Here is a 23357-nt window from a genome sequence, read left to right on the forward strand (position 1 = left end):
ACGACCTGAACACAATCAGGGGCGGCTGGCTGACTAGGTGAAGGCCCAGCTCTCGCGGCATCACTCGAACGTAGTGGCCTGCGGGTTAGCCAACAAACTGGCCCGAATAGCCTGGTCGGTGACAACCCATCGCACAGCTTTTATCCAATAAAAAGAGCCAACAGGGACGAACTGTTAGCTCTTAGGCATTACGCAGTGACTTTCTGGTTTTGCGACGACCGATTATTGATGACATGAACGGCACAGCGACCTGCGGATGAACCTGACATAAAAAATGGCTCTTTGAAGCCGTCCGCTTTTTAAGGTTCTGCAGGCGCGGACTTCATCATGGCGCGGGCAACGTAAGGTTGCCCATCAGACGCCGTATAGATTTAAGCAAGCCCATCATAAATCAAAATCAACGTTGCAAAAACGGGGGTGACCATAGATTTTTATGGTTCTGACTCAGACGTTATGACTTCAGCTCCGCACAAAACGCTGCTATCCGGTCGCAGCCGTCTTGCAAAACTTCCATGCTGGTCGCATACGAAATGCGGAAATACGGACTCATGCCGTAGGCCGCGCCCTGCACAGTGACGACGTGTTTTTCTTCGATCAGCGCCATCACGAAATCGGCATCGCTATTGATGTGACGCCCGCCTGCGGTGGTTTTCCCGATGCAGCCTTCAATGTTCACGAACAGATAGAACGCGCCCTGTGGTTTATGACAGCGCAGTTCATGCACGGACGTTAACCGCTCCAGCACGTAATCGCGGCGCTGGCGGTAGATTTCGGCGCGCTCTTTCAGTAAATCCTGCGGGCCGTTAAGCACCGCGACCGCCGCTGCCTGCGTGAGTGTGGTGACGCCGCCGCTGTTTTGCGTGTTCACGTTACTCATGGCTTTAATCAGATCTTGCGGGCCGCCGCAAAAACCTAAGCGCCAGCCGGTCATGGAATAGGCTTTCGACACGCCGTTGACCGTCAGCACGCGATCGAGCAAACGCGGTTCCACTTCGGCCAGCGTATAAAATGTCACGTCGTCATAGATCAGATGTTCGTAAATGTCATCGGTCAGGATCCACACGCCCGGATGGCGCAGCATTACCTCACCCATCGCCTGCAATTCCTGGCGGGTTGCCACGGAACCGGTCGGATTGCTCGGGTAATTCAGCAGCAGCCACTTGGTTTTCGGCGTAATCGCCGCGTCGATGTCCTGCGGATACGGCTTGAAATTGTTCTCCTCCGGGCAGGCCACCGGCACCGGAATACCGCCCGCGAATTTGACGATATCCGCATAGCTAATCCACGACGGCGTCGGGATCACCACTTCATCGCCCGGATTAATCGTCGCCAGCATCGCGTTAAAAATAATTTGCTTCGCGCCGCCTGCGGTGAGGATCTGGCTCACGTCGTAATTCAGGTTGTTATCGCGCTGAAATTTACGCGCAATGGCCGCCCGCAGCGCCGGGGTTCCGTCAGTTGGCGGATAACGGGTATCACCGCCGAGCGCGGCGGCGTAGGCGGCTTCCGTGGCGTGAGGGGGCGTCGGGAAATCCGGTTCACCGGTAGAAAGCGCAATGACGTTCACGCCTGCGGCTGCGAGGTCACGGGCCTTTTGCGTCATGGCGACGGAGGCAGAAACAGAGACATTTTTTAAGCGATCGGCGATATCAGGCATGGTCCTGGGGTTCCATTGTTTTTATCGAACGTAAAAAGACGGACAGCGATGAGGCACTTCAGGGGAAAGAGTAATGAGGAACGGACCGCGCCGACCAATAGCGCTTTGTTGTGGTGACATAACACAAAACAATGGCTGAACGCGCAAATCAGGCAATTTGCACCGGCGCAGTGCAGGCAGGGATTTTCATTATTCGGGAGGCTGCGCAAAGGCAGAAAACATCCGGCTATACAGTGAATAAATCGGCGGGTAAATCAGAAGGAAAACCGGATATCGGACATAAATCAGCCTGTTAGTGCGTGTTGGCACTCATCTTGCTTCATACACATTACTTATAACACCACTTGTTTCCGTGATGAGGATGCCATCGTGAATCTCCGCCGCCTTAAATATTTTATCAAGATTGTCGATGTGGGTAGCCTCACTCAGGCCGCAGATATCCTGCACATTGCGCAGCCTGCGCTCAGTCAGCAACTCGCGACGCTGGAAGGCGAAGTGAATCAGCAACTGCTGATCCGCACCAAACGCGGCGTGACGCCGACCGAAGCGGGCAAGATTTTGTATATCCACGCGCAGGCCATTTTGCGCCAGTGCGATCAGGCCCAGAGCGCGATTGACGGCTCGGCGCTGGCGCTTTCGGGCAGCGTTTCCGTCGGGCTTGCGCCGGGCACCGCCGCACAGCAACTGGCATTGCCGCTGATGGAAGAAGTCCACCGGCAATATCCGGGCATCGTATTGTATTTCAATGAAAACTTCGGCACCACGCTCAGCGAGCTGATCATGAATGGCCGGATGGATATGGCGGTGATTTACGGCAACCGGGAAATTCACGGATTACGGTTTATGCCGCTGATGAAAGAAGAGTTGTATTTCGTCTGCCCGCACGCGCTGAGCAAACCGCTGAAATCCGTCAGCCTGGCGCAGGTAGCAAAGTATGACCTGTTCCTGCCGCGCATTTACAACATCATGCGTAAAGTCATCGACGACGCGTTTATCCATGAAGCAGTGACGTACCGCGTGAAGTGCGAAATCGAATCGCAAACCACCCTCAATGCCGCGCTGGCGGCGGGGTTAGGCTGCACGATCATGCCGGAATCCGCCGCCCGCGCGATGCTCAAAGCCTCGGATTCGTGGATGGCGAAAATTGATAAACCGAATATTCAGGCGGCGCTGTCATTTTGTATGTCCGACCATCTGCCGCTGTCCCAGCCCGCCGAAGCGGTCAAAGCGATTTTGCTGTCGCTGATGGCCAGCCGCACGGTGGATAACCGGCCACTGACGCTGGTGGGGTAATAAGCGCACCTTATTACCGCAAAGCGAAATCCTCTTTCCTGACGTCGGCAGTGACACGATAGAGTGCTTTTACCGCCCGCAAAGCGGGTCGTTTTGTCGTCGTTATTGCGCGGGGACACTCTCTCTTCGACGGGAAGGATATGGAAAAAAAAGCACCAGCACTCAGCGAGTTGCGAGATATCGCACGAAAGATGCGTAAGTCCGGCCTGAGCCAGATTGAACTCAGCGGAAACGGCTTTCGGGTCAGCATGAAATACGCGCCAGTCTCCCCCGCCATTTTGCCATGCCGCAGGCCGGACGAAACGCCTGCGCTTCCCGCGCTGACCGCCCCCGACGCGGTGTGTGCACCTTTCCCCGGCATCGTGTTGTTACAGCATCCGCTCAACAAAATTCCGTTCACACAACCGGGTGAAAAAGTCGGGAAAGATGCGCTGCTCGGGCTGCTGAAAGTCGGCGTGATTTATCTGCCGCTGCGCAGCCCGGTGCAGGGCGTGGTGGCATCCCTGTCCGTGGAAGACGGTGACTGCGTGGAATACGGCGCGGAGATTTTCACTTTACGCTGCGAGGAGCTGGCCGCATGAAATACATCGATTTAAACGCCGATATCGGCGAAGGCTTTGGCGATTACACCATCGCCGACGACGCCGCGCTGATGCCGCTGATCACCTCCGCCAACGTGGCCTGCGGGTTTCACGCGGGGGACGCGGTGATTATGGCGAAAACAGTCGCGCTGGCGAAAAAGTATCAGGTAGATCTCGGCGCGCACGTCGGATTCCCCGATTTGTCCGGGTTTGGCCGCCGCCGGATGCACATCGAACCGGAGGTGATGGCGCATTACGTCACCTATCAGCTTGGCGCGCTTTCTGCTTTTGCGAAAGCGGCGGATTACCCGCTGACGCACATGAGTTTCCACGGTGCGCTGGGCAATATGGTGTCCGAAGACGCCCGGCTGGCGCGGGTGTTATTGCAGGCGGTGAAGAATTTCGATGCACAAATGATCATCAGCACGATGCCCGGCAACGCCGTCGAGCGCATGGCGCGGGCGCTGGATTTGCCGGTGATTTGTACGTTTCTCGCCGACCGCGCCTATGAAAGCAACGGCCTGCTGGTCAGCCGGACGAAACCGGACGCGGTTATTCATGACAAAGAACAGGTACGCGCGCGCATCCGCCAGTTGCTGCGCGAAGGCACGGTGCAAAGCATCGACGGCGTGACGTTGCCGGTGGATGCGACATCGATTCTGGTTCACGGCGATACGCCGGAATCCCTCGAAATGGTGCATACGCTGCGGGAAATTATTGCCGAAATGGACATCGCGCTGATGCCGCCAGCCCGGCAACGCCGCCTGATGGCAGGGTAAAACACGCTGTTATAAGCCCCTCTTATCGCCTCACACGGTTTATGTCTTATACCGTCTGAGAATTACTGGATACAGTCAGAAAACACCCACCGGCAGAACATGATGGAGCCGGCGGTTTAACAGGAGAGTCGCAATGCCATTTTCAGATTACAAAACCGCGCTGGTGACCGGCGCATCAGCCGGAATGGGTGAAGCCATTGTCGAACGCCTTTGTCAGGAAGGGATCACCGTTCATGCCGTCGCGCGCCGCGCCGATCAGCTGGCCGCCCTCGCCGCCCGCACCGGTTGTATTCCGCATGCGCTCGACGTCAGCGACCTCGACGCGGTGACGCGCCTGTGCAGCGAGATCAGCGTGGATATTCTGGTGAACAACGCCGGTGTTTCCCGCCCCGGCTCTATCCTGAGCGCCGATGAAGAATCCGTGGATACGCAGGTGGATGTGAATCTGCGCGCCGTTTTGCATCTTTGCCGCCTGCTGGTGCCGGGCATGATGGAACGCGATCGCGGCCACGTCATCAACATCACCTCGATTGCCGCGATTTATAACTTCGGCGGCAACTCGATTTATCACGCCACCAAAGCCGGGGTTCACGCCCTGTCGCGCCAGCTACGCGTTGACTGCTACGGCAAGCGTGTGCGCATCACTGAAATCTGCCCGGGTCGCGTGGCGACTGACATTTTCGGCAATGTTTCCGGCGATCACGAAGAAGCCCGCCGCCGTTTCATTGACGGTTTTGAACTGCCCGAAGCCAAAGACATCGCCGATTGCGTGGCGTTTGCCGTTTCTGCGCCGATTGCCGTCAACATCGGCAACATCGAAATCACCCCGACGTTGCAGGTTCCCGGTGGCCTTTCCACCATGCGCCCCGGCGAAGGTCTGTGATCTTTTTCCTATAAACCCACAGTTCAACCATTCAGGAGGGTGAAAATACGATGACGCTCGATTTCAGCAAAGTCCTGACCGGTCAGTTCGGGCAGATGATCGTCGATGGCATGGTTGTCACCCTCAAGCTGGCGCTGGGGTCCTGGCTGCTCGCGATGTGTATTGCCCTGCTGCTGGTCGTCATCCGGCTGACGCACAAACGCGCCGCCGAATATTTCGTCCGCGCCTATGTGTCGTATCACCGCAATGTGCCGACGCTTATTCAGCTGATGATGTGGTATTTCGCCATTCCGACGCTGCTGCCGGAATCTGTGCAGATGTGGATTAACGATTTCAACGCCGAGTTTCTGTTCTCGATGTTTGCGCTCGGATTGTGTCAGGCGGCGTATTTCTCCGAAGACATCCGCAGCGGATTACGCGCTATTCCTGAAGGGCAAACCGAAGCATCACGCGCGCTGGGCATGAGTTACACCCGATCGCTGCGTTCGGTTATTTTACCGCAGGGCATCCGCAACGCGCTGCCCTCGCTGCTCAACCACACCGTTTTACTGTTCAAAAACACCAGTCTGGCTATGGTCATTGGCGTAGCTGAACTGACTTACGTGACCCGTGATATTGAAAACCAGACGTTCCGGACTTTCGAATCGTATCTGGTGGCCTCTGCCGGTTATCTGTTCTTCTCTCTGCTGCTGATGGGTGCTGGCGCGTTGCTGGCCCGCCGGTTCCAGCGGGCCTACGCGAGGTAATCACATGCTCGAGATGTTCACGATTTTGCACGACAACGGGATGCTGTTCCTGATGGGGCAATATCCGCAGGGACCGCTTGGCGGGATACTTTGTACGTTACTGATTTCCCTGCTGGCCGTTTTGTTTGCACTGCCGGTGGGTATTCTGCTCGGGCTGGCGCGTTTATCGCCTTTCCGCTGGCTGAGCTGGCCCGCTGCCTGCTGGGTCTACGGCTTACGCGGCATTCCGCTGCTGATGGTGGTGTTCTGGACATATTTCTGCGTTCCACTGTTAATCGGTCACAACATCAGCGGCTTCAGCACCATGCTGTGTACGCTGGTGATTTATGAAAGTGCGTATATCGCCGAGATCGTGCGCGGCGGTATTCAGGCGCTGCCGGGCGGCCAGTACGAAGCGGCGCGCGCTTTAGGGATGAGTTATTTCAAAACGCTGCGTCTGATTATTCTGCCGCAGGCGTTATACAACACGCTGCCAAGTCTGGTCAGCCAGCTGGTTTCTATCATTAAAGACAGCACGCTGGGTTACGTCATTAATGTGCCGGAGCTGACCTTTGCCGCTAATCAGGTGAATAACCAACTGCTGACCAAACCTTTTCAAGTCTTCGCGATTGTCGCGATTGGCTATTACATCATCTGTTTCAGCCTGACGTGGCTGGCCAATAAGCTTGAAGCCCGTATCACGCGCAAACGGCAGAACCGGATGCCGGAAGCGGAGAAAATGACGAAGGCTCCACTGCTGAAGACTCAATCATAATAAGGAACGACGATGCGACCGATGATCTTATTTAATCAGGTTAATAAATGGTATGGCGAATATCAGGCGCTGACCGACCTGAGTGCAGAAATTAGAAGTGGTGAAGTCGTGGTGGTTTGCGGACCGTCCGGCTCGGGCAAATCAACGCTGATCCGCACCGTGAACCGGCTGGAACCTATTGAAGAGGGCCAGATCCTGTTCGATGGCATGGATATTCATGGCACCAGCACCCGCCTGAATCAGTTGCGCACGCGTATCGGTTTTGTCTTCCAGAACTTTAATCTTTTCCCGCACGTTTCGGTGCTGGAAAACATCATGATGTCGCCGGTAAAGGTACTCGGCGTGAAACGTCAGGAAGCGCGCAAGCACGCGGGTGAACTGCTGGAACGTGTCGGATTATCACACAAAGCCAATGCCTATCCGGCACAGCTTTCCGGCGGGCAGCAGCAACGTGTTGCCATCGCCCGGGCATTAGCCATGAAACCGCCGGTGATGTTGTTTGATGAACCGACGTCGGCGCTTGATCCGGAAATGGTCGGTGAAGTCCTGAATGTGATGCGCAGTCTGGCACGTGAAGGTATGACCATGATGTGCGTCACACACGAAATGAATTTTGCCCGCGACGTGGCGGACACAATCTGGTTTATGGATCAGGGGAAAATTCTGGAAAAATCCAAACCGGAAAACTTCTTCAATCATCCGCAACACCCGCGTGCCAGGAAGTTTTTAAGTGATCTGTTGCACCATTAATTATGCACGTGGCGTATTCCTTTGCAGCGCCTCGCCGCTCAGAGCTTATCCATCAAAGGGGGCTTAAGAAATAACGCCTGCATAGGTATCTCTGTCTTTGAATATATTATCAGCATGTCAGTTCATGACTGTCGGCAAGCAGCTCGTGTATTTCATCTGCCGACAGCGGTCCGGAAAGGATCACACTGACCCAGTGCTCTTTATTCATATGATAAGCAGGCAAAATGCCGTCTTTCTGACGTAATGAGCCGATGTGCTCCGGCCGGACCTTAACCTCAAGTATGTCGACTTTATCTTCCGTTTTCAGCCCCAGCTTGGTACCGGGTACATTCATCACGAGACCAAACCATTTATCACCATTGTGATGACGAAGCACGGCATAATCCGGCAGGTTACGCCAGAGATATTCCGGCTCCGAATTATAGTGTTCCCACGCGTACCTGAATAACGACTCTCTTTTCATAATCACTCCCGTATCGTCGGTTTATACCGTTCTGACCAGCCCGTTCCAGCGCCTGCGCGGGTATGCACAGAGTCGTATCCGGGGTGAAGCCTGTGCGGATGAGGAACTGCCGAACCCAGTACATACCGTATCCTCCTGAGAAGATGCCTGCAAGGTAACAAGTGCCTGACTGGGTTACGTTTACCGGTTGTTCGGCGGCGTACTGCCTGACAGTAAACCGCCCCTTTGCCTCGCGGTTTAGCTCCCGGCAACAGACTCGCGAACGAAATCTTCATAAGTGCGCAGCGGGTGCCCAATGAGAGCCTGTAGCTGTTCTGCGGTTCCTTCAGCAGCTTGCATGCCGAACGTCTGAATACCAGCCATCATCAGGCTCATGTCATAAGCCAGCCAGTTGGGACCGTACGAGGCGAGTTGCCCTTCAAACGCGGTGACGTCGTCTCCCCCGTAGGTAATCTCGCGACCCAGGGCTGAACTCCAAATCTTCGCCACGGACGCACCGGTCAGCGGTTGCGGCCCAATCAACTCCAGCGTGACAGGATCCAGCGCAGACGATGCCTTATCGCGTCGCAGCAACTCAGCCACGGCGACATCCGCGATATCGCGCGCATCAATCATTGAGACGCCCGCCGAGCCGACAGGCATCGGGTACACCGCGTAGTTCTGAATCGTCTGTTGAACCATCAGGTCGTTTTGCATGAAATAAGCCGGACGCAGAATGGTGGCGGGAATGTCATGACTTTTGATCATGCGTTCAACCGTATGCTTGCCGGTAAAGTGCGGAACGTTGGTGAATTTATCAGCATGGATCACCGACAAATAAACGATACGCTCAATGCCCGCCTCGCGGGCGAGGTTCAGGGCGATCAGGGCCTGAGTAACCTCATCGGGCGTAACTGCATTCAGCAGAAACAGCGTTCGTACCGATGACAGCGCGGCACGCATCGACGCGACGTCGGTCAGGTCTGCAACGACTTCCGTAACCCCTGCCGGAAACTCGCGCTTACCCGCCTGGCGTACCAGGGCTTTGACCCCGGCGCCAGCGTCAGCCAGACCCTGAATGATAAGTGAACCAATGGTGCCCGTGGCACCGGTAACGAGAATGCTCATATTTAACTCCTGCAAGATAGTGATAATGGTTAACGTGAGAAATCCGCAACGACCTTACCGGTCCGTGAAACGGTACGATTACGTTCGATTGCGTTGGGAATATCAGCGAAGCCCACTACGCCGCCAATTCTGGACTGTAGCGTGCCGCTGGCGACGTCGTTGGCCAGCTTCCCGAGTAATACCGGATCGGGCTTATTCATAAACCAGAGACCCCGGCGGTTTGCCGGCGTGCGGGCCAGAATGTCCGGCGACGATGTTCCGACCACAACGCCGTCCTCTGCCAGTACCGGCCAGGAACGGTCCAGCACTTCACCTCCGACGTAATCGAGCACCAGATGTATGTTTCGGGCGATGTCTTCAAAACGTTGGGACTGATAGTCAATGACATAATCGGCGCCCAGGCTGCGTACGAAATCCTGATCAGCCGTGCCCGCCGTGGCGAAGACCTCGGCACCGGCCCGTTTAGCAAACTGCACGGCGTAAGCTCCCAGTCCACCGGCTGCGCCATGAATGAGGATCCGCTGGCCCGGATAGAGCGGCCCTGCGTGGTGTAAGCTGTTCCAGGCCGAGACGGCGGCGACGGGAATGGCGGCGGCATGGATATCGTCCAGACCCTCAGGTGTCGGTGAAAGGTTTGCTTCATTGATCGTCACGAACTCGGCGTACGCGCCCAGCCCGCCGATTGCCCCCATGACGCGGTCACCGACACGAAAACGAGAGGCACCGGGGCCCACAGCGTCGATGACCCCGGCCATCTCGGCACCCAGGACGATGGGTAAAGGAACCGGAAAGGCATTACGTACCTGACCTTCACGGACTTTCCAGTCAATACCGTTCACGCCAGCGGCGAGAACCCTGACCAGAACCTGACCTTGTCCCGGTGCTGGCTTTTCAATCGCGGCCACTTGCGCGGCATCTGCCCCGCCGTAGTGCCGGATCAGTACGGCGCGTTGTAAGTTGTTCATTGCGGTTCCTCGTAGCAAGTTCTGATAACGAGACAATATTCCGTTGCAATTAAAAAACAAAGATCCTAAAACTTAGACACCTTGTCTCATAAATGGAACACCATGAACCTGAACGCGCTGTCTGATTTTATATTCGTCGCCACAAATGAAGGGCTGGGTAAGGCAAGCCGCGCAAGCGGCATTTCCAAAGCCACGCTATCGCGACGCATCGCAGATCTTGAGGAGCAACTGGGTGTGAGGCTGATCGAGCGAAGCGCTCGCGGTTTGAAGCTCACCGAAGCCGGGGCGACGCTGATCTCCCGGACTGAAGGCCTGCTGAGTGAGGTGACCGAAGCCATGACGGCGGTCGGTGATGGTGTTTCGACGCCTCGCGGACGTTTGCGTGTCGCCGCTCCGGTCCTGTTTTCCCAGCTTGCGATGGGGCGCATTGGTGCCGAATTCTGTGCGGCCTACCCGGAAATTGAAATTGAAATCGTGGCGGAAGATCGCATGGTAGATCTCGTCGAGGAACAATTTGACGTCGCAATCCGCATCAACCCAAGCCCCGACAGCAATTTAGTCGGACGGTGTTTCGCCAAAGACAGGCTGGTTGTCGTGGCCGCTCCTGAAATAATCAGGCCACTACCCGGCGCAATCAGGCCAGTGCCCGGCATCGTAACGTCGAGTTTCCAGCCTGCCCACTGGAGTCTCGATGGCGGGCAACTGGTCCTGGAGCCGATCCCAAAATTGCGCTTTTCTTCGTTACTGATGGTCCGCGATGCGGCAATCGCCGGCGGTGGGGCTGCCCTCATTCCGCAATCCATCGCATGGAACCAGCTTGCCCGCGGCGATTTAGTTCAGTGGGGCATCGTGTCGGGGGCAGAGCGGGAACTTTGGGTTTTGCATACTTCCAGGCGGCTTGCTGCGCCAAAAGTTCGCGCATTCGTCGATTTCCTGTGCGCCCGATACCCGGACATGTCTCTGGTTCTCAACGGATAGCGCTCTCAATTTTTTCTTTCGCGCAACAGGAGGATTTCATAGCCAACTTCCGGAGACAGGCGACCGGTCACCGGCAAAATTCTCAGGGGGTGGCAGACAGACCAGATTCAGCCGCTATCTGTGCAGTATTCAGCTCACCTTCTTTTGATAGCATTAATCCGCATTAGACATCTATACGTCTATCCCTTAGGATCATTGCACCCGGGATAACCACCTGACAGAACAATGAAAATTAAACATTTACCTCTTGATCAAAATATTAACGGCTGGGCGGCGCTGCGGGGTGATATTCCCCGCCATCCGGCTTTACGTGGAAAAGTCACGGCAGACTGGCTGGTGATTGGCGCAGGCTTTGCCGGGCTGGCATTTGCCCGTCGTATTGCCGAGCTTCGGCCGCATGAGCATGTTGTGGTACTCGAGGCGCTCGACGTGGCCGATAACGCTTCGGCCCGTAATTCGGGTTTTGTGATTGATTTACCGCATACCGTCGGCAGCACATCGGCTGAGCTGGAACACGCCAATGCGTACCGGCGTCTTTTACAGTACGGATTGCATCATCTGAAAGAGACCGTCGATAAACATGATATTGCGTGCGACTGGCTGAATTCAGGCAAATACCATTGCGCCGTGAGTGCGCAGTTTGACGGTGAAATCGCGCATTATCAGCAGGAACTCACCACGCTCGGCGAAAGCTTTGAGCTGCTGGACAGAGCCGCACTCCGTCAGCGTTTGGGCACCGGTTTTTACCGCAGCGCGGTGTACACGCCCAACTGTATTCTGGTGAATCCGGCGGCGCTGATCAGCGGGCTGGTGGCCACGTTGCCGGCAAACGTCACGGTCTATGCCAACTCACCTGCGTTGCAGATTGACACTCAGGGCACTATTCATGCAGAAACGCCGCACGGCGAAGTGCGTGCCGGTAAACTGATGCTGGCGATCAATGGAGCAGCACGCGGGTTACCGCTGTTCAAAGGCAACGTCTTCGCGATGTCGACGTTTGCAACACTGACTGAACCGCTGTCACCCGCACAACGTCAGCTTATCGGTGATATTGCGCCGTGGGGCTCGACGCCGGTGAATGCACTGGCGGGTGCGACGTTGCGCTATACCTCTGACCATCGCTTCCTGATCCGTGAGCACGTCAACTTTACGCCAGGTCTGGTGACCCGTGCGGTAGAAACCGGCCGTCATGCCCGCCGCCATCAGGCATTATTTGCCCGTATTTATCCGCAGTTACAGGACGTCAATATGGCGTACACCTGGTCGGGGCTGATCAGCATTACGCGCAACGGCGCGCCGGTATGGGGAAATATTGCGCCGAATGTGTATTCGTCAGCGGGATGCAATGGTTCCGGCAGTTCCAAGCAGAGTGCGTTCGGGCGGTTGCTGGCGGAACATGCGCTGGGAGAGGACAATCCGTTGCTGGCCGATATGCAGGGCATCGGACGCGCCAGTTATCTGCCGCCGCGCCCGTTCCTGGATGTCGGTGTGAAAGGATTTATGGCCCGTGAACGCTGGCGTTCACGCAGCGAGTTGTAGAGACTGAACATAGCCGGTTGCCGCATAACCGGCTTTTTAATGACGTTTATCGACGCGCGCCACGATACGATCCCCCAGCCACTGAATGCCGCAAACCATCACAATCAGCACGACGATCACTTCTATCATCACCACCGTTTCGAAACGCTGATAACCGTAACGGATTGCCAGATCACCCAGTCCGCCTGCGCCGATAGCGCCCGCCATCGCCGATGCGCCAATCAGCGCCACCAGCGTGACCACAAATCCGGACAAAATACCGGGCAGCGCTTCCGGGATCAGCACGTCCCAGACAATACGCAGTTTACTGGCACCCATCGCGCGAACGGCGTCAGTCAGTCCGCGATCCACGTCGCGCAGCGAGACTTCTGCCACGCGGGCGAAATACGGCGTGGCGGTAATCGACAGCGGAACAATCGCCGCCCAGGTGCCGAGCGATGTGCCCACCAGAAAACGGGTTACCGGGATCAGCGCCACCAGCAAAATGATAAATGGCAGAGAACGGAAACCATTGATGACCAGCCCGAGCGAGCGGTTAACCCAGCGATTTTCGGCAATGCCGCCGGGACTGCTCATCACCAGAATCAGGCCCAGCGGCAAACCCGCGATCAGCGAGAACAGGCCGGAAATTGCCGTCATCAGCAACGTTTCTTCGACGGCGTTAATCAGTAAATCAATCATTACCGGAGACATAACCTGTCAGCTCCACGGTGGCCTGGTGCTGTCGCAGCCAGTCTAAAACAACCTGCTCAGATGCCGTATCGTTTACCGGCACTGAGAAGAAGAAACGCACAACGGCATAATGCTGAATATGATCCACGCCGCCCTGGATCAGCCGGAATTTGCCCGGTAATGCCGTCGCCATTTGAGTGAGTATTTCGCCCTGCCGCCCCTGCTCCGCATACTGGACGCTGTAAATGGCCTCGCCCTGACGTACCGGCGACAACCGTTCAGCCAGCGCTTCCGGCAGTTGCGGCAATAATCCCTGTAACAGCGTACGGGTCAGCGCGGACTGCGGATGCGCAAACACCTGCCACACCGGCCCCTCTTCGATAATTTCACCGCCATTAATCACCGCCACGCGATGCGCGATTTTTTTAATCACCTCCATCTCATGGGTGATCAGCAAAATGGTGATGCCGAGTTTCTGATTGAGGGATTGCAGCAGTGCCAGAATCGAACGCGTGGTTTCAGGATCGAGCGCTGATGTCGCTTCATCGCAAAGTAAAAGTGCCGGACTGGCTGCCAGCGCACGGGCAATACCGACGCGCTGTTTCTGACCGCCGGACAACGCCGCCGGGTAGTTCTTTGCCTTATCTTCCAGCCCGACCAGCGCCAGCAGTTCGGCGACACGCGCCTGACGCCTTGCCTTGTTGTATCCGGCGATTTTCAATGGCAGCGCGACATTCTGCTCAACCGTTTTGGCCGACAGCAAATTGAAATGCTGGAACACCATCCCCACGCGGCTGCGCACTGATTGCAAGGCTTTCTCGCTCAGGCCGGTGATGGCATGGCCTTCGATTTCAATCACGCCGCTGTCCGGCTGTTCCAGTCCGTTCAGGCAGCGGATCAGGGTGGATTTCCCCGCACCGCTGCGGCCAATAATGCCCAGGATTTCGCCCCGCCGGACCGTCAGCGAGACATCTTTCAGCGCCTGAATTGTGCCGAACTGACGGCTTACATGGTCAAGGCGCACGACGTCATGCACCTCATCCTGATGCGTTTTCAGAGTGCCACCGGCAAACTGCCCGGCGTTAGCCGGGCGTGGAGGGACTTTTTCTGAAGGCGTCGCCGTGAACTGCGCACCGGTTTCAGAGATGATCGTCATGCTTTACATCCTTACCAGGCCGTCACGCCGGTGCCTTTATAGACCTTATCAAACACCTGTTTGACAGCCTCGTTCTGGTAAGAACTGACCAGCGTTTTCACCCACGGCGCATTCACATTTTCAGTTTTCACCGCGATGAAGTTGTTGTAAGGATTATTCTTTACCGGTTCCTGCGCGATACGATCCGCAGGCGTCAGGCCACTTTTCAGCGCCCAGTCGGTGTTCACAATCGCAGCATCCAGATCCGGCACGGAGCGGCCGATAATGCCGGAATCCAGCTCTTTAATGGTGACGTGGCGCGGGTTCTCAGTGATATCCGCCGTAGTGGCGAAAATACCGGCGCCCGGTTTGAGTTTGATCACGCCAGATTGCTGAAGCAGGATCAGCCCGCGCGCTTCGTTCGCCGGGTCATTCGGCACGCCAATCACCGCCCCTTCTTTCAGCTGGTCGGCAGATTTTACTTTTTTAGAGTACAACCCGATTGGCCACACAGCGGTATCACCCACGCGCACGATGTTGTAGTGATTCACTTTGATCTGGTTATCGAGGAAAGGCTGATGCTGGAAGGCATTGGCATCCACTTCGCCGTTTTGCAGGGCTTCATTTGGCTGGTTGTAATCGTTGAAAATCACCGGTTTTACCGTCAGACCTTTTGCTGCGGCCTGTCTGACCACTTCACGCCAGACATCTTCGTCCTCCCCGCTGATAATTCCGACCTTAACCGTGGTTTTATCGGCGGCCTGTGCCGCACTCAGCGGCGCCAGCACGCTGCCGGAAATGATCACTGCCGAGGTCGCAGCCAGTAAAACAGCACGGTGAATACGGGTCTTTGTTTTGTTGAATGTCTTGCGCATACGCTATCCCCAAAAGTGTGATGAGATGCCTGCTCCGGGCTGTGTTTCCGTGCAGGAATTTGGCGAGTATACCGATCGGCTTATTTCTTTATAATATTGTTTTAATGATAGTTATTCTTGAAATGAATAACCGAAATGGGATAGTAAAGCGATAAAAATGCTAAGTGTTTTTTCAATTGCCATTTCCCCAATTTGCTTCCAATAAAAAACCCGCCGGAGCGGGTTTTAGCGTTTAGGGTAAACAGCGGATTAAGACTGCGGATCCACCGGCTGAACTTCAAGAGAAACCATGCCGATGCCCAGTTTACGAGGCTGGAAGCCGCCGCTGGTGCCTTCAGTAGGTTCGGTCGGTTCCGGCGGCGTGATGACGATACTTTGCTCCGCTCCCGGATTGGTGAACTGTACTTTCACGATACCGTCTTTATCGCCGAAGGTGACAAACTGCTCCTGATCCCCGACACGGACGGAAACCGGCTTATCGATGTTATTGCCGTAAGCCCGTGCGCGGATCACCACATCAAAGGTGGCGGGCAGCGGTTTAACGTAATCAATTTTCACCGACGGTGCCAGATTAGCATCTGACCAGCGTCCCCAGTTTTCAACGGCTGAAACACCGGTAATCGCTTTTACCTGCTCGGGCAATCCCGGCACCATAAAAGCGATGGCTTTCGACTGATAAGTGGTGGCGGAATCATCAATGTTCAGCGTCTTCAGGGTTTGCTGATAAATCGCATTGCTGCCCGAGGTGTCTTTCACGAAGTCCACTTTACCTTTGAAGGTATCGCCGGTGACCTGCACGATCGTCGGCTTCGCCCCGAGGTTCCCCGATGCAACGCACAGACCGGTATTGAGCGACAACTCTGGTGCCCAGACGCGTCCCATTTCGTAGCATTTATCAACCCAGACAAAGTTATCGCTGGTCGCCAGTCCGGCCAGTTGTTTTTTCAGCGGCGTGGACAGATAGACATCAAACATCGGCTCAATTTTGTCTGCCGTGACCTTCAGAATAAACGGCGTTTTGATGGTCATGCCGGAGAAGGTGAAAGTGCTGTCTTTGGTATTCACCGCATAGTCTTTGATGCTGTTCGGGAAGCCCCACTGTTTGATGACCGCCGGTTTCCAGGCATTCACTTTGTCATCAATATTGAGGAACTGCGCAGTCATCGATGTCGCAGAAACACCGCTGCGTCCAAGACCGATGTAGTTGTCGCCGCCCATCATATCCAGTACGGTCGCGCCATTATCCAGGGTGCTGCGTTTCGCACCGTTCAGCTCCCCTGCCGGATGACGCCCGTCGAGTACGAAGAACAGGTCTTTACGGTTCTGTTTGGTCAGAATGTTGTAAGCCGTGTTGTTCATCGCCAGATGATCGGAAGACACCACAATGATGGTGTTATCGAAATAACCGGACTTTTTAATCTTATCGATAAATGCGGCAATCAGTTCCTGACTACAGGACACGGCGCTGAGTGACTGGTTGGCTTTACCGTTCACTTTATATTCCTTGCGGGTACAGCCGCGGGAAATAAAGCCGTCCGGATGATGCGTATCAACGGTCAGCGTGAACAGTGAGAACGGCTTACCTTCCTGACTCAGCGTCACGAATTTTTTGTACACCTCATCCAGCAAGGTGTCGTCATACCAGCCCCAGTCATTTTTATAAGACGGGTCCGCCACAGTCGGACGCAATTCGTTGTAACCATAAAGATGGTCGAAACCATGGGATTTCAGGAAGGTCCCTTTGCCTGCGAAAGCCAGTTCAGCGCCCTGATAGAAATAGTTGGTATAACCTGCACCTTTGAGCACATCGCCAAGACAGACGTTTTCAGGGTAGAAAGTCGCCAGTGCGCTGGAGGCATTACCATCAAACGGCGCAAACAGCGGGATCCCACACTGAGAAGCCACCATACCTGCGATGGTATAGCCAGTGCCCGGCAACTGTTTGGTGTTCGTAAAATCGGTACTCTGCGCTTTATGGCGGTTTAATTCGGTGGTCAGGCCGGGGAAGACTTTGTCATCAAAATACGTGCGTTCCAGACTCTCGCCGTAGATATAAACCAGGTTAGGCTTTTTCGCGCCTTTAATGGCTTTTTCGGGCACTTTGTAATAGGTACTAAAATCTGCACCGCTGCCTGAGATTTGCGTTTTGACCAGACGGGAGATGTTCTGGAATGCCTGTGTGGAACCGACAGAAAAGACCGCCAGCACCACGGCCAGCGCACTGTAGACCGCGCTGCTGTTTTTGGCACGACGCTGCTTCAGCCCCCACGCCAGCAAAGCAAATACGCTGACAAGCCCTGCCAGTAAACCGATAAATGGCAGGATATATTTATTGAGCCCCGCCCCTTTCAGGCTACTGGTGACGGTATATAACACCGCGTCCGTGATGCCTTCACCGGTGAAATAATTGCTGCCGATCAGGATGACGTTAAGAATGACGTAAAGCCCGAGGAAAAACAGCACCAGTGAAAACCAGACACGGCTGGCCGACGCCCGCGTGACGTAGAGAAAAATAGAAGAAAGAAATAATACGAAGGAAATTATCTCAGAAGCCATTTCAGCACCCTGTCTGATTTAAACAATAAACTCTACGACCCATTTCTGCTGTTTTGCGAGCAGCGCCGACGGTTCAACTCATCGAGCGAATGACCCGTTTGTCATTCACTTACTTCATCCCTGAGACAGGAAAATTCATGCCAAAAACGGATAGCGCTATATAGCCTGTTGATCCTGGTGGGTCAACGCCTTAACACGGCTTCAGGCCACTGATGTGCCCAAAAAAACTGACGTTTTACAAATTCATGACAGCTAATTCCGCATGATACCTCAGAAAATTAACTTTCCGGTCACCTTTCTGTAAGAATTGCATGATAGCGGAATACTGTGGGCGAAATGTGGAGGCAGGTTGAAAATGCGGAAAAAAGTTGGCGGGAACGCCCGCAATACGGGGTATCGCGGGCATTGAAGATGAAAAATCAGATTCCTCCGAGATAAGCTTTCCGCACCTCCTGATTATGTAAAAGTTCCTCGCCTGAACCGCTAAGACGAATTTGTCCGTTGACCATCACATAACCCCGGTCAGAAAGCCTGAGCGCATGATGCGCATTTTGCTCCACCAGAAAGATAGTCATGCCGTTTTTTGCCAGTTCGCGTAAGGTCTGGAAAATCTGTTTAACGATAATAGGCGCCAGCCCAAGACTCGGTTCATCGAGCAGTAACAGCTTCGGGCGACTCATCAGCGCACGGGCAATCGCCAGCATTTGCTGTTCACCACCGGACATGGTCATCGCCCGTTGTTTACGGCGTTCCTTCAGGCGCGGGAATAACTCAAACATGGTGTGCAGATCTTCTGCCGCGTGTTTATTCCCGACGGGAATGGTGCCCATCAGCAGGTTTTCTTCCACGGTCATATCCGGAAAAACACGTCGCCCTTCCGGCGATTGCGCTATGCCAGCCGAAGCCACAAAGTGTGTCGATTTGCGGCTGATATCTTCCCCGCGAAACAGGATCTGCCCGCTCTGTATACGTGGCTGGCCGAATATCGACATCAGCAGCGTTGATTTCCCGGCACCGTTGGCACCAATCAACGCCACCGTTTCCCCCTCACTGACCTGCAAAGAGACCTGCTGTAATGCCTGAATCGCCCCGTAATACACATTCACATCACGAAATTCCAGCATCGCGTCGCTCATAAGCTGACCTCGTCGTCTTCATCAGCACCCAGATACGCGGCAATGACTTTCTCATCGTTCTGAATAGCCTGCGGTATTCCTTCGGCAATCACGTCGCCGTGGTCGAGCACGATAATGTGGTCGGAAATGTCCATCACCATGCCCATATCATGTTCGATCAGCAGCACGGTGATGTCGTGATGATCACGCAGGAAGCGGATAATTTTGCTCAGCGTACGTGTTTCAACCGGATTCAGACCGGCTGCCGGTTCGTCCAGGCAAATCATTTCCGGCGCGGTACACATCGCACGGGCGATTTCCAGCCGGCGCTGCTGACCGTAAGACATTTCCCCTGCCAGCCGGTTGGCACAATCCACCAGTTCCACCACTTCCAGCCAGTAAAATGCGCGGTCCAGCGCCTGATTTTCCGCACGGCGATAACCCGGCGTATTGAGCACACCGGCAATCAGGTTGCGGTTGGTTTGCATGTGCTGAGCCACCAGCAGATTTTCAACCACCGACATTTCACGAAACAGCCGGATATTCTGAAAGGTACGCGCCAGCCCGGCGCGGTTAACCAGGTGTGTACCGCCGAACATTTTGTAGAAAATACGTTTGCCCAGTTGCGCCGGTTTTATCCAGTCATCAGGCTGAAATTTCTGCCCGAGCACCTGGATTACATTGGTCGTCCGGCGGCGCGTATTGAGCAAAATATTGCCGCCGGACGCTTTATAAAAACCTGTCAGGCAATTAAACACCGTGGTTTTTCCTGCGCCGTTCGGGCCGATCAGCGCGGTAATCGATCCGCGTTTCACCGCAAGATTCACATCGTTCAGCGCCTTAATGCCGCCGAAATGCATGCGCAAATGCTCGACACTCAGGATGTTGTTATCCGCTAACGCTTCGCTCATGGCGCGACTCCTTTACGCACGGCAAACCCGCTGCGGCTGATGCGGATCAACCCGCGTGGCCGCCAGATCATCATCACCACCATTAAAACGCCGAACAGCAATACGCGATATTCGGCAAAGCTGCGCAACAGTTCCGGCGCGACGGTCAGCACAAATGCCGCCAGCACCACGCCGATGGTTGAGCCCATACCGCCCAAAACCACAATAGCGAGAATCAGTGCAGATTCGAAAAAGGTGAAAGAGGTCGGATTAACGAAGCCCTGATACGTGGCGAAAAACACGCCCGCAATTCCGGCCGTGGAAGCCCCGAGGGTAAAGGCAGACAGCTTGACCAGCACATGATTCAGCCCCATCGCGCGGCAGGCAATCTCATCCTCACGCAGCGCTTCCCACGCGCGGCCAATCGGCATGCGGGTCAGCCGGTGTTTGATAAACAACACCAGCAACACCACCAGAACCAGCACGGCATAGATGAAGATAAATTTCATATTCGGGTTGTAGGTCAGATGGAAAAACTCGTGGAACGGCACGCCACCCTCCTTCGCCCGCCGGCCAAACTCCAGCCCGAAAAAGGTGGGCGGAGGCGCGGAAACACCGTTCGGGCCGCCGGTAAACGACAACCAGTTGGTCAGCACCAGCCGGATGATTTCACCGAAACCTAACGTCACGATCGCCAGATAGTCGCCGTGCATACGCAGCACCGGGAAACCCAGCAACGCACCGGCCAGCGCGGCCATCACCGCCGCCAGCGGCAGCATCGACCAGAAGCCGAGGCCGAGATACTGATACCCCAGCGCCAGCCCGTAAGCCCCGATGGCGTAAAACGCCACATACCCCAGATCGAGCAAACCGGCCAGTCCGACCACGATATTCAGCCCGAGGCCGAGCAACACATAAATCAGTCCCAGAATGGCGACCGTCAGAATGTATTTGGTGGCGACGAACGGGAAGAAAATGGCCAGCACAATCAGCAGCGGAATAACCCAGCGCAGATGACTTTTATAATCCGGCGACCGGACATAGACGCCCGCGCTGTCGGATTCGAAACGCGCACGCATTTTCTGCCCGGCCGTGGTTTCTAAAAATGCACTGAGCAGGAAGCGGCCCGTCATCACCGCAGCAATGATCCAGACCAGCCTCTGGCTATGAAAGTTAAAGCTGTAACCATCGAGCACCACGCCGACCACCGGCCCGAAAATAATCAGCGCCACCAGCCCGGCAAAAATGGCATCCAGCAGACAGCGTTTAAATGAAAATCCGCTGTTCACAGCAGTTTGTGACATCATTTTATTTCCCTCACACTTTCGTCACGACCGGACGGCCCAGCAGGCCCTGAGGGCGGAAAATGAGGATCACCACCAGCAATCCAAAGGAGAACACATCTTTGTAATCGGAATTCACCATGCCCGAGAACTGCGCTTCGGCAATCCCCAGGATCAGCCCGCCCAGCATCGCGCCGGGTAATGAACCAATGCCGCCGAGCACCGCCGCAGTAAAAGCTTTGATGCCGATGATGAAACCGGCGTAGAAATCAAACGTGCCGTAGTTCATGGTCACCAGAACCCCGGCCAGTCCGGCCATCGCTGCGCCAATCATGAAGACCAGCGAGATAATGCGGTCAGTGTTAATACCCAAAATGGAAGCCATTTTTCTGTCCTGCTGCACCGCACGACACATACGACCAAGTTTGGTATTACTGATAATCCACGATAAAACCAGCATGCCAGCCAGCGACGCCACCAGAATGAAAATTTTGGTGTAGGTCATCTGGACAAAACTTTCGCCGATATGAAAACGGAATGCGCCATCCAGCATGGTCGGAATGCCCTGCTGTCGCGGCCCCTGACTGATTTGCGCGTAATTTTGTAAGATAAGTGACATGCCGATAGCAGAAATCAGCGGTGCAAGACGGGTCGAATTACGCAGCGGCTTATAGGCAATGCGTTCAATCGCCCAACCATACACGCCGGTGACCACGATGGTGAACACCAGCGTGCCCAGGATCAGTAGCGGAAAAGAGTGAAGCCCGAAGAAGGAAAGCAGCGCCAGCGCGATGGCACAGAGGTAAGCCGAAATCATATACACTTCGCCGTGTGCAAAGTTGATCATGCCGATAATGCCGTAAACCATGGTGTAGCCGATGGCAATGAGACCGTAGACAGCACCGAGCGTAATGCCATTAAACAGTTGTTGCAGGAAGAATGAATCCATAAATACGCAGTCTCTTTTTGTGACCGCGCCTGGCTAAGGGCGCATTCATTAAAGCTGATAAAGCGTTATCGTTGCAGCCAGTTTGGACCCGGCCAGCGCACAAGAGCCGGAGCGTACATTAAGTACGTGAGCCAGTTCTTTCATAAAGAGTGAGCACTGCCCGGGTTCAAAATGGCAAATAAGAGTGCTTTATTCCTTAACTTCCTGATATTTGCCTTTGTCATCCCATTTATAAACCACGTAATCAGAGACTTTCAGGTCGCCTTTACTGTCCCAGGCTTTTTTGCCCATGACGGTATCGACGCTGTTGGCTTTAAGCCAGGCGCTGGCTTTGGCGGAATCGCTGCCGCCGGTGGCTTTGAATGCCGCGGCAATAGCCTGAACGGAGGCATAGGAGTAAAGGGTGTAGCCTTCCGGCTCGAACTTGCTGGCGCGGAATTTATCGATAACGACTTTGCCTTCCGGGATCAGACGCGGGTCTTTGCCGAAGGTCATCAGAATCCCGTTGGTATATTGCGGGCCGCCTGCGGCGGTGACCATTTCTTCGTTGACGATACAGTCGCCGGAGAAGAACGTGGCCTGCACGCCCTGCTCACGCATCTGGCGTACCAGCGGACCGGCTTCAGGATGGCAACCGCCGAAGAACACCACATCCGGTTTCTGCGCACTGATTTTGGTGACCAGCGCGTTGAAATCTTTTTCGCCGCGCGATAACCCTTCATACATCACTTCTTTCACGCCACGCTTGTTGAGCGCCGCTTTGGTGGCATCCGCCAGCCCCTGCCCGTAGGTGTCTTTGTCGTGGATAATGACCACTTTTTTGGCTTTCAGCTTGTCGATGATGTAATCACTGGCAACCTGCCCCTGCTGGTCGTCACGTCCGCACATGCGGAACATGTCGTTCATGCCACGTTCGGTGATTTGCGGGTTAGTGGATCCCGGCGTGATGGCGATAATTCCGGCATCGTTGTACACCTCAGATGCGGGCATGGTAGAAGATGAACAAAAATGCCCGACCACCGCCTGCACTTTATCCTGATCAACAAGACGGTTAGCGACCGCAACGGCCTGTTTCGGTTCGCAGGCATCATCGCCCTGCACCAGTTTGATTTTCTCGCCGTTGATTCCGCCAGCGGCATTAATGTCTTCAGCGGCCTGTGTGGCACCATGCCAGTACTGATCGCCATAGGTGGCATTCGGGCCGGTGAACGGGCCAGCAACGCCAATCACGATATCCGCACGCGCGGTAAACGCAGTGACCAGACAGCCTGCCAGCAATAAAGAAAGAGGACTTTTAATAAATTTCATCGACATCATCATGATCCTTAGGACAGAGTTTATGCAAAACGGGTTATGGAAAACGCATGTAGCAAAAACACCAACACGA

At 54.9% G+C, this 23357-nt stretch carries 22 protein-coding genes and 1 pseudogene; 10 read left to right on the top strand and 13 right to left on the bottom strand.

Going from position 1 to position 23357, the window contains the following annotated elements:
• Positions 1-151 (top strand): annotated as a pseudogene (locus tag EX31_RS26020) (IS110 family transposase); the annotation flags it as partial.
• Positions 152-451: 300 nt separating this feature from the next.
• Here EX31_RS26020 and EX31_RS15520 read toward each other — a convergent pair.
• Positions 452-1657, bottom strand: coding sequence for a pyridoxal phosphate-dependent aminotransferase (locus tag EX31_RS15520; protein ID WP_037035530.1), 1206 nt, complete (start codon positions 1655-1657; stop codon positions 452-454).
• A gap of 369 nt (positions 1658-2026) precedes the next feature.
• On the opposite strand from EX31_RS15520, the gene nac reads away from it, so the two are divergent.
• The 7 genes from nac (at position 2027) to EX31_RS15555 (ending at position 7443) form a co-directional block, all read left to right on the top strand.
• Positions 2027-2950 carry a nitrogen assimilation transcriptional regulator NAC gene (gene nac, locus EX31_RS15525; protein ID WP_013576015.1) on the top strand — a complete coding sequence of 308 codons (924 nt, stop codon included), beginning with the start codon at positions 2027-2029 and terminating at the stop codon, positions 2948-2950.
• A gap of 140 nt (positions 2951-3090) precedes the next feature.
• Positions 3091-3531, top strand: coding sequence for an acetyl-CoA carboxylase biotin carboxyl carrier protein (locus EX31_RS15530; protein ID WP_037035531.1), 441 nt, complete (start codon positions 3091-3093; stop codon positions 3529-3531).
• A complete protein-coding gene (locus tag EX31_RS15535) occupies positions 3528-4310 on the top strand; it encodes a LamB/YcsF family protein (protein ID WP_037035533.1) in 783 nt (260 codons plus the stop codon). Before EX31_RS15530 ends, EX31_RS15535 begins: the two co-directional genes overlap by 4 nt.
• A gap of 133 nt (positions 4311-4443) precedes the next feature.
• Positions 4444-5193 carry an SDR family oxidoreductase gene (locus tag EX31_RS15540; protein ID WP_013576018.1) on the top strand — a complete coding sequence of 250 codons (750 nt, stop codon included), beginning with the start codon at positions 4444-4446 and terminating at the stop codon, positions 5191-5193.
• 50 nt (positions 5194-5243) lie between these two features.
• On the top strand, positions 5244-5939 hold the full coding sequence (locus EX31_RS15545) for an amino acid ABC transporter permease (RefSeq protein ID WP_013576019.1): 696 nt from the start codon (positions 5244-5246) through the stop codon (positions 5937-5939).
• Positions 5940-5943: 4 nt separating this feature from the next.
• On the top strand, positions 5944-6693 hold the full coding sequence (locus EX31_RS15550; protein WP_013576020.1) for an amino acid ABC transporter permease: 750 nt from the start codon (positions 5944-5946) through the stop codon (positions 6691-6693).
• Between the two features lie 12 nt (positions 6694-6705).
• Positions 6706-7443, top strand: a complete 738-nt coding sequence (locus EX31_RS15555; RefSeq protein WP_037035535.1) for an amino acid ABC transporter ATP-binding protein — start codon at positions 6706-6708, stop codon at positions 7441-7443.
• A 109-nt stretch (positions 7444-7552) separates the two neighbouring features.
• Here the strand turns inward: EX31_RS15555 and EX31_RS15560 are convergent, their stop codons facing one another.
• The 3 genes from EX31_RS15560 to EX31_RS15570 form a co-directional block, all read right to left on the bottom strand.
• Complete coding sequence (locus EX31_RS15560) at positions 7553-7906, bottom strand: MmcQ/YjbR family DNA-binding protein (RefSeq protein WP_037035536.1); 354 nt, start codon at positions 7904-7906, stop codon at positions 7553-7555.
• Positions 7907-8143: 237 nt separating this feature from the next.
• Complete coding sequence (locus tag EX31_RS15565) at positions 8144-9013, bottom strand: NmrA/HSCARG family protein (RefSeq protein ID WP_013576024.1); 870 nt, start codon at positions 9011-9013, stop codon at positions 8144-8146.
• Positions 9014-9042: 29 nt separating this feature from the next.
• Complete coding sequence (locus tag EX31_RS15570; protein ID WP_231576062.1) at positions 9043-9996, bottom strand: NADP-dependent oxidoreductase; 954 nt, start codon at positions 9994-9996, stop codon at positions 9043-9045.
• An 84-nt stretch (positions 9997-10080) separates the two neighbouring features.
• On the opposite strand from EX31_RS15570, the gene EX31_RS15575 reads away from it, so the two are divergent.
• Positions 10081-10956, top strand: a complete 876-nt coding sequence (locus EX31_RS15575) for a LysR family transcriptional regulator (RefSeq protein WP_037035538.1) — start codon at positions 10081-10083, stop codon at positions 10954-10956.
• A gap of 225 nt (positions 10957-11181) precedes the next feature.
• Entirely contained in the window at positions 11182-12495 is a 1314-nt protein-coding gene (locus EX31_RS15580) for an NAD(P)/FAD-dependent oxidoreductase (RefSeq protein ID WP_013576026.1), read from the top strand.
• Between the two features lie 36 nt (positions 12496-12531).
• Here the strand turns inward: EX31_RS15580 and EX31_RS15585 are convergent, their stop codons facing one another.
• The 9 genes from EX31_RS15585 to EX31_RS15625 form a co-directional block, all read right to left on the bottom strand.
• Positions 12532-13188 (bottom strand): methionine ABC transporter permease, encoded by a 657-nt coding sequence (locus EX31_RS15585; RefSeq protein ID WP_013576027.1) that lies wholly within the window; start codon positions 13186-13188, stop codon positions 12532-12534.
• On the bottom strand, positions 13169-14323 hold the full coding sequence (locus EX31_RS15590) for a methionine ABC transporter ATP-binding protein (protein WP_037035539.1): 1155 nt from the start codon (positions 14321-14323) through the stop codon (positions 13169-13171). Before EX31_RS15590 ends, EX31_RS15585 begins: the two co-directional genes overlap by 20 nt.
• An 11-nt stretch (positions 14324-14334) precedes the next feature.
• Entirely contained in the window at positions 14335-15177 is an 843-nt protein-coding gene (locus EX31_RS15595; protein WP_013576029.1) for a MetQ/NlpA family ABC transporter substrate-binding protein, read from the bottom strand.
• Between the two features lie 249 nt (positions 15178-15426).
• The gene (opgB, locus tag EX31_RS15600) at positions 15427-17733 is read right to left on the bottom strand and encodes a phosphatidylglycerol--membrane-oligosaccharide glycerophosphotransferase (RefSeq protein WP_037035540.1); all 2307 of its coding nucleotides are present in this window, start codon (positions 17731-17733) and stop codon (positions 15427-15429) included.
• A 419-nt stretch (positions 17734-18152) separates the two neighbouring features.
• A complete protein-coding gene (locus tag EX31_RS15605) occupies positions 18153-18869 on the bottom strand; it encodes an ABC transporter ATP-binding protein (RefSeq protein ID WP_013576031.1) in 717 nt (238 codons plus the stop codon).
• Positions 18866-19759, bottom strand: a complete 894-nt coding sequence (locus tag EX31_RS15610) for an ABC transporter ATP-binding protein (RefSeq protein WP_013576032.1) — start codon at positions 19757-19759, stop codon at positions 18866-18868. Before EX31_RS15610 ends, EX31_RS15605 begins: the two co-directional genes overlap by 4 nt.
• Positions 19756-21042, bottom strand: a complete 1287-nt coding sequence (gene livM / locus EX31_RS15615; RefSeq protein ID WP_173362108.1) for a high-affinity branched-chain amino acid ABC transporter permease LivM — start codon at positions 21040-21042, stop codon at positions 19756-19758. Before livM ends, EX31_RS15610 begins: the two co-directional genes overlap by 4 nt.
• A gap of 13 nt (positions 21043-21055) precedes the next feature.
• Positions 21056-21970, bottom strand: a complete 915-nt coding sequence (locus EX31_RS15620; RefSeq protein WP_013576034.1) for an ABC transporter permease subunit — start codon at positions 21968-21970, stop codon at positions 21056-21058.
• 189 nt (positions 21971-22159) lie between these two features.
• Positions 22160-23284, bottom strand: coding sequence for a branched-chain amino acid ABC transporter substrate-binding protein (locus EX31_RS15625; protein ID WP_015690113.1), 1125 nt, complete (start codon positions 23282-23284; stop codon positions 22160-22162).
• Positions 23285-23357: the final 73 nt, after the last annotated feature.

The organism is Rahnella sp. WP5, assembly GCF_000745615.1.
Taxonomy (GTDB): Bacteria; Pseudomonadota; Gammaproteobacteria; order Enterobacterales; family Enterobacteriaceae; genus Rahnella; species Rahnella aceris.

Coding starts and splice junctions, on each gene's coding strand:
- EX31_RS15520 (WP_037035530.1), bottom strand. CDS start 1,657: ATGCCTGATATCGCCGATCGCTTAAAAAATGTCTCTGTTTCTGCCTCC.
- EX31_RS15530 (WP_037035531.1), top strand. CDS start 3,091: ATGGAAAAAAAAGCACCAGCACTCAGCGAGTTGCGAGATATCGCACGA.
- EX31_RS15535 (WP_037035533.1), top strand. CDS start 3,528: ATGAAATACATCGATTTAAACGCCGATATCGGCGAAGGCTTTGGCGAT.
- EX31_RS15540 (WP_013576018.1), top strand. CDS start 4,444: ATGCCATTTTCAGATTACAAAACCGCGCTGGTGACCGGCGCATCAGCC.
- EX31_RS15545 (WP_013576019.1), top strand. CDS start 5,244: ATGACGCTCGATTTCAGCAAAGTCCTGACCGGTCAGTTCGGGCAGATG.
- EX31_RS15550 (WP_013576020.1), top strand. CDS start 5,944: ATGCTCGAGATGTTCACGATTTTGCACGACAACGGGATGCTGTTCCTG.
- EX31_RS15555 (WP_037035535.1), top strand. CDS start 6,706: ATGCGACCGATGATCTTATTTAATCAGGTTAATAAATGGTATGGCGAA.
- EX31_RS15560 (WP_037035536.1), bottom strand. CDS start 7,906: ATGAAAAGAGAGTCGTTATTCAGGTACGCGTGGGAACACTATAATTCG.
- EX31_RS15565 (WP_013576024.1), bottom strand. CDS start 9,013: ATGAGCATTCTCGTTACCGGTGCCACGGGCACCATTGGTTCACTTATC.
- EX31_RS15575 (WP_037035538.1), top strand. CDS start 10,081: ATGAACCTGAACGCGCTGTCTGATTTTATATTCGTCGCCACAAATGAA.
- EX31_RS15580 (WP_013576026.1), top strand. CDS start 11,182: ATGAAAATTAAACATTTACCTCTTGATCAAAATATTAACGGCTGGGCG.
- EX31_RS15585 (WP_013576027.1), bottom strand. CDS start 13,188: ATGTCTCCGGTAATGATTGATTTACTGATTAACGCCGTCGAAGAAACG.
- EX31_RS15590 (WP_037035539.1), bottom strand. CDS start 14,323: ATGACGATCATCTCTGAAACCGGTGCGCAGTTCACGGCGACGCCTTCA.
- EX31_RS15595 (WP_013576029.1), bottom strand. CDS start 15,177: ATGCGCAAGACATTCAACAAAACAAAGACCCGTATTCACCGTGCTGTT.
- opgB (WP_037035540.1), bottom strand. CDS start 17,733: ATGGCTTCTGAGATAATTTCCTTCGTATTATTTCTTTCTTCTATTTTT.
- EX31_RS15605 (WP_013576031.1), bottom strand. CDS start 18,869: ATGAGCGACGCGATGCTGGAATTTCGTGATGTGAATGTGTATTACGGG.
- EX31_RS15610 (WP_013576032.1), bottom strand. CDS start 19,759: ATGAGCGAAGCGTTAGCGGATAACAACATCCTGAGTGTCGAGCATTTG.
- livM (WP_173362108.1), bottom strand. CDS start 21,042: ATGTCACAAACTGCTGTGAACAGCGGATTTTCATTTAAACGCTGTCTG.
- EX31_RS15620 (WP_013576034.1), bottom strand. CDS start 21,970: ATGGATTCATTCTTCCTGCAACAACTGTTTAATGGCATTACGCTCGGT.
- EX31_RS15625 (WP_015690113.1), bottom strand. CDS start 23,284: ATGTCGATGAAATTTATTAAAAGTCCTCTTTCTTTATTGCTGGCAGGC.